Raw genomic sequence first — 16,934 nt, forward strand, 5'->3', positions numbered from 1 at the left:
GTCAGCCGCCCAGCCGGGCGTCGCGCGCGGCGGCCATCCCGCTCGGCAGGCCCCACAACTGCACGAAGCCCTTCGCCAGGGACTGGTCGAAGGTGTCGCCGGTGTCGTAGGTGGCCATTCCGAAGTCGTAGAGGCTCGCCTCGGAGCGCCGGCCGGTGACGGTGGCCCGGCCGCCGTGCAGGGTCATCCGCACCTCGCCGCTCACGTGCCGCTGCGCGTCGTCGATGAACGCGTCCAGCGAGTCCTTCAGCGGAGAGAACCACAGGCCGTCGTAGACGAGCTCGCCCCAGCGCTGGTCGACGCTCTTCTTGAACCGGGCCAGGTCCCGCTCCACGGTCACCGCCTCCAGCTCCTGGTGGGCGGTGATCAGGGCGATCGCGCCGGGAGCCTCGTACACCTCGCGGCTCTTGATGCCCACGAGGCGGTCCTCGACCATGTCGAGCCGGCCCACGCCCTGGGCGCCGGCGCGCCGGTTCAGCTCCAGGATCGCCTGGTACGGGGTGACCGTCTCACCGTCGATCGCCACCGGCACGCCGCCGTCGAAGGTGATCACGACCTCGTCGGCGTCGCGGTCCTGCGCCGGGTCGGCAGTGTACGAGTAGAGGTCCTCGATGGGGGCGTTCCAGATGTCCTCCAGGAAGCCGGTCTCCACCGCGCGACCCCACAGGTTCTGGTCGATCGAGTACGGAGACTTGGCCGACACGTCGATCGGCAGCCCCTTCTCCTCCGCGAAGGCGATCGCCTTGTCCCGGGTCCAGGCGAAGTCCCGGGCCGGCGCGACGATCTTCAGGTCGGGGGCGAGCGCGTTCAGGCCCACCTCGAACCGGACCTGGTCGTTGCCCTTGCCCGTGCAGCCGTGCGACACGATCGTGCCGCCGTGCTTACGGGCCGCGGTCACCAGGTGCTTGACGATCAGCGGCCGGGACAGCGCCGACACCAACGGGTAGCGGTCCATGTAGAGGGCGTTGGCCCGGATGGCCGGCAGGCAGTAGTCGGCGGCGAACTCGTCGCGCGCGTCGACCACCTCGGATTCGGCGGCGCCGCAGTCCAGGGCACGCTGCCGGATCGCGTCGAGGTCCTCGCCGCCCTGCCCGACGTCGACCGCCACCGCGATCACCTCGGCGCCGGTCTGCTCGGCCAGGTACGGAATGGCGACGGAGGTGTCCAACCCTCCCGAGTACGCGAGGACGACCCGCTCGGTCATGATGTGGTGTTCCCTTCAACGGTGTCTTCCCGGCGGGCCCAGCCGGCGAGCTTCTCACCGAGTGCGGCCCCGCCGACGGCCTCGCGGGCCACGACGAGGATGGTGTCGTCGCCAGCGATGGTGCCGACGATCTCGGGCAGGCCCGCTCGGTCCAACGCGCTGGCCAGGTACTGGGCTGCGCCCGGCGGGGTACGCAGCACGGCGATGTTGCCGCTGGAGTCGACCCCGTTGAGCAGCTCGTGCAGCAGTCGCACCAGACGGGCCGGTGCGGCCTCCGCGTCGCGCAGCGGCCGTTGACCGTCCTCGGGGATCAGGTAGACGGCCGGGCCGTCGCCGCCGCGCACCTTGACCGCACCCAGCTCCTCCAGATCCCTGGAGAGGGTGGCCTGGGTGACGCCGACGCCGTCGGAGGCGAGCAGGTCGGCCAACTCGGTCTGCGACCGGATCGCCTTGTCGCGGATCAGCTCCACGATCCGGGCATGCCGGGCCGCGCGGGTCAACGGCGCCGTCATCGGGGGTCGCCGTTCGCGGTGCCCAGCAGGAACGTCAGCAGCGCCTTCTGCACGTGCAGCCGGTTCTCCGCCTGGTCGAAGACCGCGCTCTGCGGGCCGTCGAGCACCTCATCGGTGATTTCCTCGCCACGGTGTGCGGGCAGGCAGTGCAGCACGATGGCGTCCGGTGCGGCCTGGCCGAGCAGCTCCTTGTTGACCTGGTACGGCAGGAACGGGGTGATCCGGTCCAGCCCGTCGGCCTCCTGGCCCATCGACGTCCAGGTGTCGGTGGCCAGCACGTCGGCGTCGCGTACCGCCTGGGCCGGGTCGGTCAGGACCCGCACCGACCCGCCGGTGCTGGCGGCGATCTGCGCCGCCTGGTCCACCACGGCCGCATCCGGTGCGAACCCGGCCGGCCCGGCGATCCGGACGTGCATCCCGGCCATCGCCCCGGCCAGCAGGTACGACTGCGCCATGTTGTTCGCGCCGTCCCCCACGTACGTCAGCGTGCGGCCGGCCGTGCCACCGCACCGCTCCCGCACGGTCAGCAGGTCGGCCAGCAGTTGGCACGGGTGGAAGCCGTCGGTGAGCGCGTTGATCACCGGCACGCTGGCGCCCGCCGCGACCTCGGCGATCCGGTCGTCGCCGTGCGTACGCAGCACGATGGCCGCGACGTAGCGGGACAGCACGCGCCCGGCGTCGGCCAGCGACTCACCCCGGCCGAAGTGGGTGACCTGCGTGTCCACGACCAGGGGGTGCCCGCCCAGCTCGGCGATCCCGGCGTCGAACGAGATCCTGGTCCGCAGGCTCTGCTTGTCGAAGAGCACCGCCACCGAGCGGGGGCCGGCCAGCGGCCGGTGGCCGAACCGGTCCGCCTTCATCCGCGCCGCCAGGTCGAGGACCGTGGACTGCTCGGCGGGCGAGAGGTCGTCGTCGCGCAGGAGATGCCGGGTCATGAAGTCGTTCCCGTCGTGGTGATGGTCGTGGCGGGCAGCGTGGATGACCCGCGTTCCGCTCCGGCGGCTGCCGGGGCCGTCGCGTCGAGGGCGGCGGGCAGCGCGGCGAGGAAGGCGTCCACCTGGGCGCCGGTGAGGATCAGTGGCGGGGCCAGCCGGACCACACCCGGCTGCACCGGGTTGACCAGGAAGCCGGCCTCCCGCAGAGCCTCGGCGAGCACCGACGCCACCGGCGCGGTGAGCGCCACGCCGAGCAGCAACCCGGTGCCGCGTACCCCCGTGATCAGGGGGTGGCCCAGCGCCTCGATGCCCCGGCGCAGCCGCTCACCGACCCGCTTGACGTTGTCGAGCAGGCCCTCGTTGGCGATGGTCGCCACCACGGCGAGCGCCGCCGCGCAGCTGACCGGGTTGCCACCGAAGGTGGTGCCGTGCGAGCCGGGGGTGAGCAGGTCAGCGGCGCGGCCGAAGGCCAGCGTGGCACCGATGGGCAGCCCGCCACCCAGCCCCTTGGCCAGGGTGACCACGTCCGGCTCCACGCCCTCGGCCTGGTGCGCGAACCAGTGCCCGGTGCGTCCGATGCCGGTCTGCACCTCGTCCAGGACCAGCAACGCCCCGTGCCGGGCGGTGATCCGACGCGCTGCGGCGAGGTAGCCGGCCGGCGGGACGAGCACCCCGTTCTCGCCCTGGATCGGCTCCAGGATCACCATGGCGGTGGCGTCGGTGACGGCCGCGTCGAGGGCGGCGACATCGCCGTAGTCGACGTGGGTCACCTCGCCCGGCAGCGGCCGGAACGGGTCGGCCTTCGCCGGCTGGCCGGTCAGCGCGAGGGCACCCATGGTGCGGCCGTGGAAACCGCCGTTGGTGGCCACCACATGACTGCGGCCGGTACGCCGGGAAAGCTTGAACGCCGCCTCGTTCGCCTCCGCGCCGGAGTTGGCGAAGAAGACCCGGCCGGGCCGGCCGGCGAGCGCCAACAGCAGCTCGGCCAGGGCGACCGGCGGCTCGGCGACATAGAGGTTGGAGACGTGCCCGAGAGTGGCGACCTGCTTCGACACCGCGGCCACCACGGCCGGGTGGGCGTGGCCGAGGGCGTTCACCGCGATGCCACCCACCAGGTCGAGATACTCCCGCCCGGCGTCGTCGACCACCACGGCACCGGCGCCGGAGACCAGCGCCATCGGCGGCGTGCCGTAATTGTCCATCATGGATTGCTTCCAGCGCTGCGCCAACGTGCTCATGACGGAGTGACCATCGTTCCGAACCCTTCCGAGGTGAACACCTCGAGCAACGTGGAGTGCGCCACCCGACCGTCGACGACGTGCGCGGCGGGCACTCCCCCACGCACCGCCCGCAGGCAGGCCTCCATCTTCGGCACCATCCCCGACTCCAGACTGGGCAGCAGCTTGGCCAGATCATCCGCGACGATCTCGGAGACCAGGCTGGTGGTGTCCGGCCAGTCGGCGTACAGGCCGGCCACGTCGGTGAGCACGACCAGCTTGCGGGCCTGCAACGCGATGGCCAGCGCCGCGGCGGCGGTGTCCGCGTTGAGGTTGTGCAGCACCCCGTCCACGTCCGGCGCCACCGTGGAGATCACCGGAATCCGACCGGCCTCGATCAGGTCCGTCACCGCGGACACGTCGACCGACTCCACATCCCCGACCTGGCCCACGTCGACCGGCAGCCCATCCACGTACGCCGGGCGGCGCACCGCGGTGAACAGCCGGGCGTCCTCCCCGGAAAGGCCCACGGCGAACGGACCGTGCGAGTTGATCAGCCCGACCAGCTCGCGGCCCACCTGCCCGACCAGCACCATCCGGACAACGTCCATCGCCTCAGCGGTGGTCACCCGCAGACCACCCCGGAACTCACTGGCGATGCCGAGTCGGCCCAGCATGGCGGAGATCTGCGGGCCGCCGCCGTGCACCACCACGGGCCTGAGGCCGGCGTACCGCAGGAAGACCATGTCGGCCGCGAACGCCCGCTGCAACTCGGGATCGGTCATGGCGTTGCCGCCGTACTTGACCACGACCGTGGAGCCGGAGAAACGCGCCAGCCAGGGCAGCGCCTCGATCAGCGTCTCCGCCTTGACCTGCGCGCGGGTGAGGTCGGTGCTGAGGTTCACCGCGCCAGTCTTCCGTTCGCGACTGCGGGACTCCGCTGCGCTACGTTCCTCGCGCTCACGACGAGTACGCCGAATTCTCGTGCACGTACGCGTGGGACAGGTCGTTGGTCCAGATCGTCGCGGCCGACGTACCGGCGTGCAGGTCGATCCGGATGGTCACGTCCCGCCCGATCAGGTCGACCTTCGAGCGGTCCTCGGCGGCGGCACCGCCCCGGCACACCCACACCCCGTTGACCGCCACGTCCACCTCGTCCGGCTCGAACGCGGCAGCGGTGGTGCCGACGGCGGCGAGGATCCGCCCCCAGTTGGGGTCGTTGCCGAACAGCGCGGTCTTGACCAGGTTGTTGCGGGCCACCGTGCGGCCCACCTCGACCGCGTCGTCCTCGTCGGCGGCGCCGACCACGTCGATGGCGATCTGCTTGGTGGCGCCCTCGGCGTCGGCCACCAACTGCTGGGCCAGGTCGTGACAGGCCGCGGTGACGGCAGCGGCCAGCTCGGCCGGAGTCGGCTCGATGCCGCTCGCGCCGCTGGCCAGCAGCAGCACGGTGTCGTTGGTGGACATGCAGCCGTCGGAGTCGACTCGGTCGAAGGTGACCCGGGTCGCCGCCCGCAGCGCCTCGTCCAGCGTTGCCGGCCCGGCCACCGCGTCGGTGGTCAGCACGCAGAGCATGGTGGCCATCCCCGGCGCGAGCATCCCGGCGCCCTTGGCCATGCCGCCGACCGTCCAGCCGCTACCCCGGGCCACCGTGGTCTTCGGCCGGGTGTCCGTGGTCATGATCGCCTCGGCAGCGGCCGGGCCGCCGTCACGGGACAGCCCTCGGATCGCCGAGCGGACGCCCGGCAGCAGCTTCGTCATCGGCAGCCGCTCACCGATCAACCCCGTGGAGCAGACCGCGACATCACCGGCACCGAGGATCAGCCGTGGACTGACCGAGGTCAGCGCGGCGGCGGTGTGCTCGGCGGTGGCGTGCGTGTCCTGGAAGCCGGCCGGGCCGGTGCAGGCGTTGGCGCCACCGGAGTTGAGCACCACGGCGCGGACCACACCGCCCTGCACGACCCGCTGGCTCCAGAGCACCGGCGCGGCCCTGACCCGGTTGGTGGTGAAGACACCGGCGACACCGGCGTCCGGGCCGTCGTTGACCACCAGGGCGACGTCCGCGCCACCGCTGGCCTTGAGACCGGCGGCCACACCGGCCGCCCGGAAACCCCGTGGGGTGGTGACGCTCAAGGGGTGACTCCCCAGATCGACAGGCCCGTCGTCTCGGGCAGACCGAGCATCAGGTTGGCGTTCTGCACGGCCTGACCGGCTGCGCCCTTACCCAGGTTGTCCAGCGCGCTGAGCACGATCAGACGACCCGAGTCGACGTCGACGGTGGCCTGCAGGTGGCAGGAGTTCGAGCCGAGGGTGGCGGCGGTGTGCGGCCAGCGGCCCTCCGGCAGCACGTGCACGAACGGCGCGTCCGCGTACGCCTGCGCCAGCACCTGCTGCGGGTCGACCCCGCGCGCCGGCACCGCGGTGACCGTGGCCAGGATGCCGCGCGGCATCGGCGCCAGAACCGGGGTGAACGACAGGCCGGTCGCGCCGGTGGCCTGCTTGATCTCCGGTACGTGCTGGTGGGTGCCGACCCGGTACGGCGACAGGTCCCCCAGCACCTCGCTGGCCAGCAGGTGCGGCTTGGCCGCCCGCCCAGCGCCGGAGGTGCCGGAGGCGGCGACCACCACCACGTCGGCGGGGCTGGCCGCGCCGTCGGCGATCAGCGGCGCGAGCGCCAGGGTGATCGCGGCGGCGTAGCAGCCGGTGTTCGCCACCCGGGTGGACCCGGAGATCAGCTCCCGCTGGCCGGGCAGCTCGGGCAGGCCGTAGGTCCACTGCCCGGCGTGCGTGCCGCCGTAGTACTGCGCCCAGGCGTACGGGTCGGCCAGCCGGTGGTCCGCGCCCAGGTCGACGATCCGCACCTCGGCCGGGAGCTGGGCCGCGAGGGCCGCCGACTCGCCGTGTGGCAGGGCCAGGAACACCAGGTCCGCGTCGGCCAGCGTCGTCGGGTCGGTTGCGCCGAGCACCAGGTCGAGCCCGGTGAGCTGCGGGTGCACCACGTCGACGCGGTGCCCGGCCTGGCTGTGGGCGGTGGCGGCGACCAGGTCGAACTCCGGGTGACCAGCGACCAGGCGCAGCAGCTCGCCCCCGGCGTAGCCGCTCGCCCCGGCGACCGCGACTCGGATCCCCATACTCACCTCCGCATGACTATGCAACGAAGGCTAGCAGCGACCAACGGCTCACTGCAACTTCATACAGCCCACTGCATGGAAATGTGCCGCCATCTCAGGGATCCGCCCGTCGTGTCGAGCACACCGCGATGGGACGTAGCGCGATCTCCCCCGCCGATCAGCAGTGGGTACCGACTCATCACCACGGCCCGGCCCTGCTGCATCGGGTCGACCCGCGTCACGGACTGACCGAGCGCGACTTCACTGTCATCGAGAGCTGGCTCAGGCGGGCGCGGTAGAGCGAGCTCCATCCGCCGCAGTCGCCGTGCTTGACGGGCTGTCTTGGCTACTCGGGACCGACGTCGGCGAACTGTGCGCCGCAACGGCGACACCGGTAGCCGGCTGGGCTGCCCTACGGGGACGGAACGCTCGGAAGCAGGTCATCGTCGCGTCCGGTCTGGGGTAGCCCGGCAGCAGCCGCGATGGCCTCAACGGCCTCGTCCAGTCCCGTGGTCTCGGGGAGGACGAGTTCGTCGGGCCAGCCCAGGACGTCGTGGGCGGCGTACCAGCCGCTCATGTGCTCGGCGGTGAACTCACCGGCCTGCGGGCGCGTGAGGTGTCGGCGCAGGGTCTCGGCCAGGGACACGTCGAGATAGCAGAACAGTGACCGGCCGCGGTGGCCGTCCCGCAGGGAGGTCAGCAGGCCCCGATAGCGGCTGGTGTGCATGATGCCCTCCAGCACCACGTGATAGCCGTGGTCCAGCGCGAACCGAACGGTTTGCCCGATCAACGCCGGTGCCGCGCCGCCGGGCTGGTCCCGCTCGCGCAGCAGGATGCGCCGCAGGTAGTCCTGCTCCACCAGGGCGCAGCCCCGACCGTGCCGGCGTCGTAGCTCGCGGGCGATGCTGCTCTTGCCTGAGCCGGAGTTGCCCCGGATGCAGACGAGGATCGTGTCCGGGCTGCCAGTGGGTTCAGCGAGCACGATCCCTCCTCGGCTTCAGCTGTTGAGGACGGTGAGGCCGAGGGCGGCGACGGTCAGCTGGGTGAAGTCAGGAAGTTGGTCTTCGCCGAGGGTGACGCCGCGCAGGTTGTCCAGCGGCGTCTTGAGGCCCTGGAGCCGGCTGCCCCGCAGGTCAGTGCCGTCGAGGTGGCACGAGTCCAATTCCAGTCCAGCGAGGTCACATGACCGCAGCGCGATGCGAGGTAGTCGGCAGGAGGACCACGCGCCGTTGGTGAGAGTGCAATCGGTGAAGGCGACCGAGCCGGCGGCGGCGACGCGGTGGAAGGTGGCGTAGTCGAAGCGGCAGCCGTCGAACAGGACGTCCTTGAGGCGTACGTCGGTGAGCCTGGTGCCGGTGAACCGGGAGCCGGTAATGGCGCAGCGTTCGATGGTGATGCCGGTCAGGGTCGCGCCGGAGAAGTCGGTGCGGGTGATCTCGCAGCCGTAGAGGCTGCCCGCCTCCCAGGTGCTCTCGCTCAGGTCCACGCCGGTGATCAGACTGCTACGGATGCGGGCGTCCTCAAGGTGCGAGCCGTGCCACGCTGCGCCCTCCACCAGGGCCTCGGTGAGGTCTCCGTCCAGGTCCGTCGTGGTGTCGAGGTCGTCCGGTTCGAGGTCCGGCAGCAGGACCTTCACGTCGCCGATCGTGGTGGTACGCATGAGTCCTCAACCTGTGTGGGCGCGGGGTGGGCACGCCACCCCGCGCTTCCCGTGGCCGGGGTTACCGGTTGATCAGCGTATCTACATGGAGAGCGCCGTGCCGCGGCACCAATCTCCAGAAACGCCCGACACGCGCCTTCCCTGCTCGGCGATGCGTGTCACGCGCCGAGACAGTGGTTACCAGACGAGTTCTGCACGCCGGCATTCGACTGCGGGGCTGACCCTCCCCCTGCCGGCTAGCGCTCGCCGCACTCAAATGCGAGACTGTCTATGTAACTAAATGCATCTGGTCAGCTGCGTTTAGCGATGCGGGTGGTTCCGTTGGAACAGCTTCCGTTGTGGGGACCGAGCACCGACGAAGATCCGAGACCAAAGCCAGTCCTGGCACGACCAGCGAAACTCCGTCTCCTGATCACAGTTAAGGCGGCACCCAACCCCTCCGCGCGGTACGGGGAGACGGTCTGCGTCGGGGCACTGGGCATGGACCCGCCCTGGACGGGTTGGATTCGCCTCTACCCGGTCCACTATCGGGACCTCGACGACGACGGCAAGTTCCACAAGTACGACATCATCCACGTCGAGGCACTGCCAGCCAGGCAAGACCAGCGGCGCGAGAGCTGGAAGCCGATCGTGGACACCATCACCACCGAGCGACACATTGCCAGTCGGCAGTCGCGTCGAAACCTCCTCGAACCACTCATTGAAGACTCCATGTGCCAGCTCAACAAACAGGCCCGCGACGACCGGAGCGCACGATCGATCGCGCTGATTCGCGTGGCCGACATCTCGTCTCTTCAGGTCAAGCGACATCCCGGCTGGTCGGCGGAGGACCGCAAGAAGATCGCTGGCTACCTCAACCAGCTCGACCTATTGGAACCCGCCAAGCGCAGCCCGCTTCAAGCACCACGCTTCACCGGCGCCTACCGCTACCGCTGCGCGGACCGTCATTGCCGCGGTCACCAGCAGACACTCTGGGACTGGGAGTTCGTCGTCCTACAACGTCGTCTGGACCAGCTCACCGACGCGGAGGCTGCGGAGCAGCTGAGAAACAAATTCCTCACCCAGCTCTGCGCCGCTGACCACGACGTCGCTTTCTACGTAGGCAACCAAGCGGCAAGACCGCAGTCCTTCAGCATCGGCGGTGTGTACGCACCGAGACGGCCCACCGCTCGGTACCGGTTGCACGTCAACCGATGATGTCGGTCAGCACGTCGGCATGGCACGCATCCTCGACGCGGCACCAGCACGCCAACTGCTTCCCCGTGAGTTCCCGACGCGCTCGGTCAACAAGGGCCGGCTGCTCAACAAGCCACTGTCGATAGAGGCGTAACGCCTCCGCCCGATCATGCTTTCGCAGGCTGAACGGATTGGCCCAGGGAGAACGCCGCAACCCGAACCCCTGCCGCCCCACGTACACGGCACCGGGCGGCACCACCGGGTGATAGAGATCGCCCTGCACACGAACCCGAGGCTGTCCCCCCACGCCGCCAGCGTAATCGCCAACGACCGGCTCCGCGTGGGTGCTCGAAGGAAGCCCGTCGCCCCAGGGCGAGGGGATGCGCCAATGACCCCGAAGGCCCGATGCAGGCTGGCCACCTCAGAAATGGCAATGAGCGAAGGTGTCCACGGAACAACGACATGTTCCAGCAATGCCGCCCCGGTCCAACGGCTACCGAGCACCCGCCGAGCGACCACCCACCATCGACGTACACGAAAAAGGCCCCGACCCGGTGTGAACCACCAGGTCAAGGCCTTGATCGTTGGTGCGCCGCCAGGGACTCGAACCCCGAACCCGCGGATTAAGAGATCGCGGGGCGGGGACGGGTCGATCCCGTTAGGCGCCGCGCAGGGTGGCGCCGACACGCTCCGCCGCGACGGCGACCGCCGCGTCCCGTGCCGCAACCGCCTCCTCGACGGTGAGCGTCCGGTCCGGTGCCCGGAAGGTGAGCTTGTACGCCAGCGACCGGCGACCGGCACCGAGCTGCGCGCCCGAGTACACGTCGAACAACCGCACGTCCTCCAGCAGCTCACCGGCGCCCGCCTCCAGCGCCCGGCGCACCTGCTCCGCCGGCACCGAGTCGTCCACCACCAGGGCCACGTCGATCAGCGCCGGCGGGAAACCGGAGACCGCCGGGGCGGGCGTCACCGGAGCCGCCGGCAGCGCGTCCAGGTCCAGTTCCATCGCGCAGGTACGACGCGGCAGCTCCAACGCCGCCACCGCCACCGGGTGCAGCTCACCGGCATGCCCGACAACCGCGCCGTCGACCCGCAGCTCGGCACAGCGGCCGGGGTGCCACGGGGCGTACTCGGCGGCCCGCACCTCGACCCACTCGTCGGGGATCCCGGCGGCGGCCAGCACGTCACGGGCCGCCTCGATCGCGTCCGCCCAGCCGGCCGGTCGGCCCGACCCCCACCAGCCGGCCGGGTCGAGGTCACCGGTGAGCACCGCCGCGACATGCACCGGCTGCACCGGCACCACCGCGTCGGCGGCCGCGAACTCCGCGTCGGTGGGGCGCCGGTCCACGCCCATCGCCGGCGGGCTGCCGGCACCGACGCGGGGATGGAAGACCGCCCCGATTTCATAGAGCGCCAGGTCGCGGTGCCCCCGGCCGAGGTTGCGCTTGAGGATGCCGAGCAGCGGGCCGAGCAACGTGGTACGCAGCAGCGGCTCCTCCTCGGACAGCGGATTGGCCAGCCGCACGGCGGGCCGGCGCGGGTCGTCGGCCGGGAGGCCGAGCAGGTCGGCCAACTCCGGCGACACGAACGGGTGCGCGAGCACCTCCACGTACCCCCGCTCCGCCAGTGACCCGGCGACCGCCCGGCGCCGACGCTGGCGTGGGGTCAGCCCGCGGCCGGGAGGCGCGGTCGGCAACACCGACGGCACCCGGTCGTACCCGTCGAGGCGGACCACCTCCTCGACCAGGTCGGCCGGATCGGTCAGGTCGGGCCGCCAGGTCGGCGGCGTGACGCTCAGCGCCGTCGCGGCGCCGCTGGCCACGCCGACCGCGCCCGGGTCCTCAGACAACCGGTCCGCGCCCTGCGCGACCGTGCAGCCGACCCGCTCCAGCAGGGCGACCACCCGCGCCGGCGGATACTCGACCCCGACCCGCCGGGTCGGCAGGTCCGCCGGAAGGCTGATCGGGGTACGTGGCCGCACGTGGTCGATGTCGAGGATCTCCACGCTCGGGGTGCCACCGCCGTGCTCGGTGAGCAGCCGCACGGCACGCTCCAGCGCCACCAACGCGACGGCCGGGTCGACGCCCCGCTCCCAGCGCTTCGCGGCCTCGCTGAACAGCTTGTGCCGGCGGGCCGTCCGCCCGACCATCGCCGGGTCCCAGTGCGCCGCCTCGAAGAGCACGTTGGTGGTGCCGGCGACGACCTCGCTGGTCTCGCCGCCCATCACCGCGGCCAGAGAGATCGGGCCGGTGCTGTCGCAGATGACCATGTCGTCGGCGGTCAGCACCCGGTTGACCCCGTCGAGCGTGGTCAGCTTCTCCCCCGCCTCGGCGCGCCGGACCACCAACGGTCCGGCGATCCGATCGGCGTCGAAGGCGTGCATCGGCTGACCCAGCTCCACCATCACGTAGTTGGTGATGTCGACCGGCAACGAGATGCTGCGGATGCCGGCGGTGACGAGCCGCTGCTGCATCCAGGACGGCGTGGGGGCGTTCGGGTCGACACCGCGGACCAGGCGGGCGGTGAACCGGTCGCAGCCGACCGTGTCGCGAACCTCCACCGGGTACGCCGGCGCCTCGGTGCCGCTCGGCGCGGGCACCAGGGCCGGGTCGCGCAGCGGCACGTCGAACGCGTGCGACAACTCCCGGGCCAGGCCGCGCAGGCTCAGCGCGTACCCCCGGTCGGGGGTGATCTCCAGATCGAGCACGACGTCGTCGAGGCCCACCACCGGGCGCGCGTCGTCGCCCGGCTTGGCCGTCACATCCGACCCCAGCACGATGATGCCGGAGTGGTCGTCGCCCAGGCCCAGCTCCTTCGCCGAGCAGATCATGCCCGCGGAGTTGTGCCCGTACGTCTTGCGGGCGCCGATGGCGAAGCCGCCGGGCAGCACACCACCGGGCAAGATCACCACCACCCGGTCACCCGGGGCGAAGTTGCGCGCCCCACAGACGATCTCCTGCGGCTCGCCGGTGCCGTTCGCGTCACCCACGTCCACCCGGCAGAACCGGATCGGCTTCTTGAAGCCGGTGAGCTCCTCGATCTCGCGCACCTCACCGACAACGAGTTGGCCGGTGACGGTCTCGGCCAGGTCCACCGCGGACTCGACCTCGATACCGAGGTCGACCAGGGCCTGCTCCAGGTCGCCGGTGGCCAGGCCGGCGGGAAGGTCGACGTACTCCCGCAGCCAACTGACAGAAACTCGCATGACTTCAGACCACCGTTCCCGTGTCTCGTACCCGCATCGCCTACGCCCCGGTCCCGAGCGCGCGGCTGAACCGCACGTCGCCCTCGAAGAGATGGCGGATGTCGCTGACCCCGTGCCGGACCATCAGGGTCCGGTCGATGCCCATGCCGAAGGCGAATCCGGAGTAGACCTCCGGGTCGACGCCGCAGGCGCGCAGCACCCGCGGGTTGACCATCCCGCAGCCGCCCCACTCGACCCACTGCGGGCCGTCGCGGTGCTCCGGGAACCACACGTCGAACTCCGCCGAGGGCTCGGTGAACGGGAAGTAGTGCGGCCGCCACCGGGTCTTCGCCTCCGGGCCGAACATCGCGCGGGCGAAGTGGTCGAGCGTGCCCCGCAGATGCGCCATCGTGATGCCCTTGTCGACCACCAGGCCCTCGGCCTGGTGGAACACCGGGCTGTGGGTGGCGTCGATCTCGTCGGTGCGGTAGACGCGGCCGGGCACGATCACGTAGATCGGCGGCTTGCGGCTGAGCATCGTGCGGGTCTGCACCGTCGAGGTGTGCGTGCGTAGCACCAGGCCGGAGCCCTCGGGTGCGATGTGGAAGGTGTCCATCAACCCGCGCGCCGGATGGTCGGCCGGAATGTTCAGCGCGTCGAAGTTGACCCACTCCAGGTCGACCTCGGGCCCCTCGGCCACCTCGTAGCCCATCCCGACGAAGAGGTCACTGATCGACTCCATCAGGGTGCTCAGCGGGTGCCGGGCACCACGCGGACGCCGGTCGTACGGAAGGGTGACGTCCACCCGCTCCTCGACCAGCACCCGCTCGGCCTGCTCGCGCTCCACCACCTCGGCGCGGTCGGCGTACGCGGTCTCGATCGCCCGGCGGGCCTCGTTGACCCGCTTGCCGGCGTCGGACTTCGCGGCCGGCGGCAACACGCCGATCTCACGCCGGGCCAGCGAGACCGGTGACCGGTCACCGAGGTGCACCGAGCGCAGCGCGGTCAGCGCGTCCGGATCGGTCGCCGCCGTGAACGCCTTCGTGGCGTCCGCGACAGCCTCGTCCAGGGCGGCGGGGTCAAGCAGGGCGACCTGCTTCGGGTCGTACGGATCGTTGCGGTAGCTCATGGCGTACGGGCACTCCCTCACGGCGGCGCCAGCCCTCAACGGGCGGCTAAGCGAGTCTACGGACGCGCGGCTGCGCCGCAGCCCGCCGGTAGGAGTTGTGCAGGGAGCAGGTCAGGCACGCCGCCCGCCGACACCGGCGGGCTGGCTAAACGAACGCCGTGGCGCGTTCATGGACGGAGACTCTCCCCTGCTGTCAGTCGCGCCGGCTTTCGTAACCTCAGCGCTGTGCTCTCGCTGAAGCGTACAGGCAGACCGCCGCTGCGGCAGCCAGGTTGAGGCTCTCCGCGCGCCCGTACAACGGCACCCGCACCCGGGCGTCGGCGGCGGCGGTCAACTCCGCGGGCAGGCCGTGCGCCTCCGAGCCGAACAGCCAGGCGGTGGGCCCGACGAGCCGACCGTAGTCGGTCAGGTCGTCCAGGTCGCTGTCGCCGTACCCCGTGGTGGCGAAGACAGACAGCCCGGCGGCGCGCAGCGCGTCGACCACCTGGGCCGGGTCGGCGGCGCGGACCACGTCGAGGTGGAAGAGGCTGCCGGCGGAGGCGCGTACACACTTGCCGTTGTACGGGTCGACGGCGTCGCCGGCGAAGACCACCGCACCCGCCCCGGCCGCGTCGGCGGTGCGCAGCACCGTGCCGGCGTTGCCCGGGTCGCGGATCTCGGCGAGCACCGCCACCAGGCGCGGCCCGTTGGCCAGCGCCTGCTCCAGCGACACGTCCAGGTGCCGGCAGACAGCGACCAACCCCTGCGGGGCGACGGTCTCGGCCAACGCGGCCAACCCGTCGTCGGTCACCTCGGAGACCGGCACGTCGGCGTGAGCCGCCGCGGCGGGCAGCTCCGGGTGCCGGTCGAGGGCGGTGGGCGTACCGAAAAGCTCAGTGACCACCCCCGGCCGTGCGAGGGCCTCGCGGACCGCCTGCGGGCCCTCGGCCAGGAACAGGCCGGTGGCGTCGCGGTCCCGGCGGCGCTGCAGGCGGCGGGCGGCGACAACCCTGGGGGTACGCGGGGTGAAAGCCATGATGGGTGGTCCTCCGACACGATTGAGGCGCCCCCCGGACGGCGGTGCCGACACGGGAGACGCCTCGCTCTGGTGCGTGGGGATCAGGCGGCCTGAGCCGCCGCGCCGCCGGTGCCCTCGGCCGTGACCGCGGCCCGGGCCAGCTCAACGATCGCCGCGAAGGAAGCGGCGTCGTTGACAGCCATGTCGGCCAGGATCTTACGGTCGACCTCGATGCCGGCCAGACGCATGCCCTGGATCAGGCGGTTGTAGGTCATCCCGTTCGCCCGGGCGCCTGCATTGATCCGCTGGATCCACAGCTGCCGGAAGTCGCCCTTGCGGTCGCGACGGTCCCGGTAGGCGTACTGCATCGAGTGCAGCACCTGCTCCTTGGCCTTGCGGTACAGCCGGGAGCGCTGACCGCGGTAACCACTCGCGGACTCCAGCAGGGTACGACGCTTCTTCTGGGCGTTCACAGCCCGCTTGACGCGTGCCATCTCAACTCCTTATTACGTAAAGGTGGCGCGCGTCAGCGGCCGAGCAGCTTCTTGATGCGCTTGACGTCGGCCTTGGCCAGCACGACCGTGCCGGTCAGCCGGCGGGTCTGGGTGGAGGGCTTCTTCTCCAGGTTGTGGCGGAGGCCGGCCTGCTGGGCAACGATCTTGCCCTTGCCGGTCACCTTGACCCGCTTACCCATACCCGTGTGGCTCTTCATCTTCGGCATGTGGAACGTCTCTCCCCTGTTACTCGCCGCTGGTGTCGGCGGCGAGGCCGGTGTCACCGGCTGCTGCGGTCTCGCCGACCGCCGCGGTCTCATCGGCTTCCGGAGCGTCGGACTCGTCCGCTGCCCGGTCCCGAGGTGCACCGCGGGACGCCGTAGCGGCGACCGCGGAGGCCTTCACGGCCCGATGCGGAGCGAGAACCATGATCATGTTTCGGCCGTCCTGCTTCGGAGCGGCCTCGACGTATCCCAGTTCCGTGATCTCGGATTCGAGCCGGCGCAGGAGCCGGTAACCCAGCTCCGGGCGGCTCTGCTCGCGACCGCGGAACATGATCGTCACCTTGACCTTGTCGCCCGCCTTGAGGAACCGCACCACGTGACCCTTTTTGGTCTCGTAGTCGTGCGGGTCGATCTTCGGCCGAAGCTTCATTTCCTTGATGACGGTCTGCTGCTGGTTACGCCGCGCTTCGCGCGCCTTCAGTGCGCTCTCATACTTGAACTTGCCGAAGTCCATGAGCTTGCACACCGGCGGGCGCGCCATCGGCGCAACCTCGACCAGGTCCAGATCGACGTCCGCAGCCAGCTGAAGGGCGCGCTCCAGCGGGACGATGCCCACCTGCTCACCCTCTGGGCCGACCAGTCGGACCTCACGTGCCCGGATCTGCTCGTTCACGCGTGGTTCGACGCTGATGGGGCCTCCTCGAGTCGATTCCGCTCTCTTGCCGACCCTGCGGCCCCCAGGTGGGAACCGACTCGAAAAGCAGAAGGCCCCGGCGCATGCCAGGGCCCGCTCGACCGGCCAGCACGATCATACGATCGCGCATCCGGCGCCGGGACATGCCCGAAACCGGGGACCGGACCCGGCCACCGTAGCGGCGACTCGGGTGGGAGCAGGCGCTCCGCTTTCAAGGCTGTCTGCTCGCACGCGGAGACAGCCTGGTCGACTCGACAACACTACACCGGCGCCCCGGCCGGCCTCAAACCGGGACACCCCGGTCCCTGGGTTCCTCCGGGCCGGGACCGCCCTCCGTCGGCCAAGATCCGCACAGTTTCCCCGAAACTGCTGCATCAGCGCACCCGGAGGCAGCAGTT

17 protein-coding genes are annotated in these 16,934 nt (G+C 71.0%); 1 reads left to right on the forward strand and 16 read right to left on the reverse strand.

All coding sequences use genetic code 11. The annotated features are described in order from the left end of the window. Position 1: 1 nt before the first annotated feature. The 9 genes from ABZT18_RS17605 to ABZT18_RS17645 all read right to left on the reverse strand — a co-directional run bounded on the left by ABZT18_RS17605 (position 2) and on the right by ABZT18_RS17645 (position 8,638). Positions 2-1,204: an argininosuccinate synthase gene (locus tag ABZT18_RS17605; protein WP_354993630.1), complete on the reverse strand. Its 1,203-nt coding sequence runs from the start codon at positions 1,202-1,204 to the stop codon at positions 2-4. Further along, on the reverse strand, positions 1,201-1,716 hold the full coding sequence (locus tag ABZT18_RS17610) for an arginine repressor (RefSeq protein ID WP_354993631.1): 516 nt from the start codon (positions 1,714-1,716) through the stop codon (positions 1,201-1,203). Before ABZT18_RS17610 ends, ABZT18_RS17605 begins: the two co-directional genes overlap by 4 nt. Beyond that, positions 1,713-2,651, reverse strand: a complete 939-nt coding sequence (gene argF, locus ABZT18_RS17615; protein WP_354993632.1) for an ornithine carbamoyltransferase — start codon at positions 2,649-2,651, stop codon at positions 1,713-1,715. Before argF ends, ABZT18_RS17610 begins: the two co-directional genes overlap by 4 nt. Further along, positions 2,648-3,889, reverse strand: a complete 1,242-nt coding sequence (locus tag ABZT18_RS17620; RefSeq protein ID WP_355251847.1) for an acetylornithine transaminase — start codon at positions 3,887-3,889, stop codon at positions 2,648-2,650. Before ABZT18_RS17620 ends, argF begins: the two co-directional genes overlap by 4 nt. Continuing rightward, the gene (gene argB / locus ABZT18_RS17625; protein WP_354993634.1) at positions 3,886-4,773 is read right to left on the reverse strand and encodes an acetylglutamate kinase; all 888 of its coding nucleotides are present in this window, start codon (positions 4,771-4,773) and stop codon (positions 3,886-3,888) included. The genes ABZT18_RS17620 and argB overlap by 4 nt, the downstream gene beginning before the upstream one ends. Positions 4,774-4,828: 55 nt before the next feature. Continuing rightward, complete coding sequence (gene argJ / locus ABZT18_RS17630; RefSeq protein WP_355251850.1) at positions 4,829-6,001, reverse strand: bifunctional glutamate N-acetyltransferase/amino-acid acetyltransferase ArgJ; 1,173 nt, start codon at positions 5,999-6,001, stop codon at positions 4,829-4,831. After that, positions 5,998-6,999 (reverse strand): N-acetyl-gamma-glutamyl-phosphate reductase, encoded by a 1,002-nt coding sequence (argC, locus tag ABZT18_RS17635; protein WP_355251853.1) that lies wholly within the window; start codon positions 6,997-6,999, stop codon positions 5,998-6,000. The genes argJ and argC overlap by 4 nt, the downstream gene beginning before the upstream one ends. Positions 7,000-7,390: 391 nt before the next feature. After that, on the reverse strand, positions 7,391-7,960 hold the full coding sequence (locus tag ABZT18_RS17640) for a kinase (RefSeq protein WP_354993637.1): 570 nt from the start codon (positions 7,958-7,960) through the stop codon (positions 7,391-7,393). Positions 7,961-7,975: 15 nt separating this feature from the next. After that, entirely contained in the window at positions 7,976-8,638 is a 663-nt protein-coding gene (locus ABZT18_RS17645; protein WP_354993638.1) for a pentapeptide repeat-containing protein, read from the reverse strand. Between the two features lie 306 nt (positions 8,639-8,944). Between ABZT18_RS17645 and ABZT18_RS17650 the strand changes: the two genes are divergently transcribed. After that, positions 8,945-9,835, forward strand: a complete 891-nt coding sequence (locus tag ABZT18_RS17650) for a hypothetical protein (RefSeq protein WP_354993639.1) — start codon at positions 8,945-8,947, stop codon at positions 9,833-9,835. Here the strand turns inward: ABZT18_RS17650 and ABZT18_RS17655 are convergent. The 7 genes from ABZT18_RS17655 to infC form a co-directional block, all read right to left on the reverse strand. After that, complete coding sequence (locus ABZT18_RS17655; protein WP_354993640.1) at positions 9,825-10,121, reverse strand: DUF4326 domain-containing protein; 297 nt, start codon at positions 10,119-10,121, stop codon at positions 9,825-9,827. The genes ABZT18_RS17650 and ABZT18_RS17655 overlap by 11 nt on opposite strands. 351 nt (positions 10,122-10,472) lie before the next feature. Continuing rightward, a complete protein-coding gene (gene pheT / locus ABZT18_RS17660; protein ID WP_355251856.1) occupies positions 10,473-13,019 on the reverse strand; it encodes a phenylalanine--tRNA ligase subunit beta in 2,547 nt (848 codons plus the stop codon). Positions 13,020-13,059: 40 nt separating this feature from the next. After that, on the reverse strand, positions 13,060-14,127 hold the full coding sequence (gene pheS, locus ABZT18_RS17665; protein ID WP_355251859.1) for a phenylalanine--tRNA ligase subunit alpha: 1,068 nt from the start codon (positions 14,125-14,127) through the stop codon (positions 13,060-13,062). Positions 14,128-14,344: 217 nt separating this feature from the next. Next, on the reverse strand, positions 14,345-15,142 hold the full coding sequence (locus tag ABZT18_RS17670) for an RNA methyltransferase (protein WP_355251862.1): 798 nt from the start codon (positions 15,140-15,142) through the stop codon (positions 14,345-14,347). Between the two features lie 83 nt (positions 15,143-15,225). Further along, positions 15,226-15,618: a 50S ribosomal protein L20 gene (rplT, locus tag ABZT18_RS17675; protein WP_088947486.1), complete on the reverse strand. Its 393-nt coding sequence runs from the start codon at positions 15,616-15,618 to the stop codon at positions 15,226-15,228. A gap of 32 nt (positions 15,619-15,650) precedes the next feature. Beyond that, positions 15,651-15,845 carry a 50S ribosomal protein L35 gene (rpmI, locus tag ABZT18_RS17680; RefSeq protein ID WP_007458415.1) on the reverse strand — a complete coding sequence of 65 codons (195 nt, stop codon included), beginning with the start codon at positions 15,843-15,845 and terminating at the stop codon, positions 15,651-15,653. A gap of 19 nt (positions 15,846-15,864) precedes the next feature. Then, positions 15,865-16,515 (reverse strand): translation initiation factor IF-3, encoded by a 651-nt coding sequence (infC, locus tag ABZT18_RS17685; RefSeq protein ID WP_355171166.1) that lies wholly within the window; start codon positions 16,513-16,515, stop codon positions 15,865-15,867. Positions 16,516-16,934 lie beyond the last annotated feature (419 nt).

Origin of the sequence: Micromonospora sp. NPDC005291, assembly GCF_040607415.1 — a bacterium.
GTDB lineage: Bacteria > Actinomycetota > Actinomycetes > Mycobacteriales > Micromonosporaceae > Micromonospora.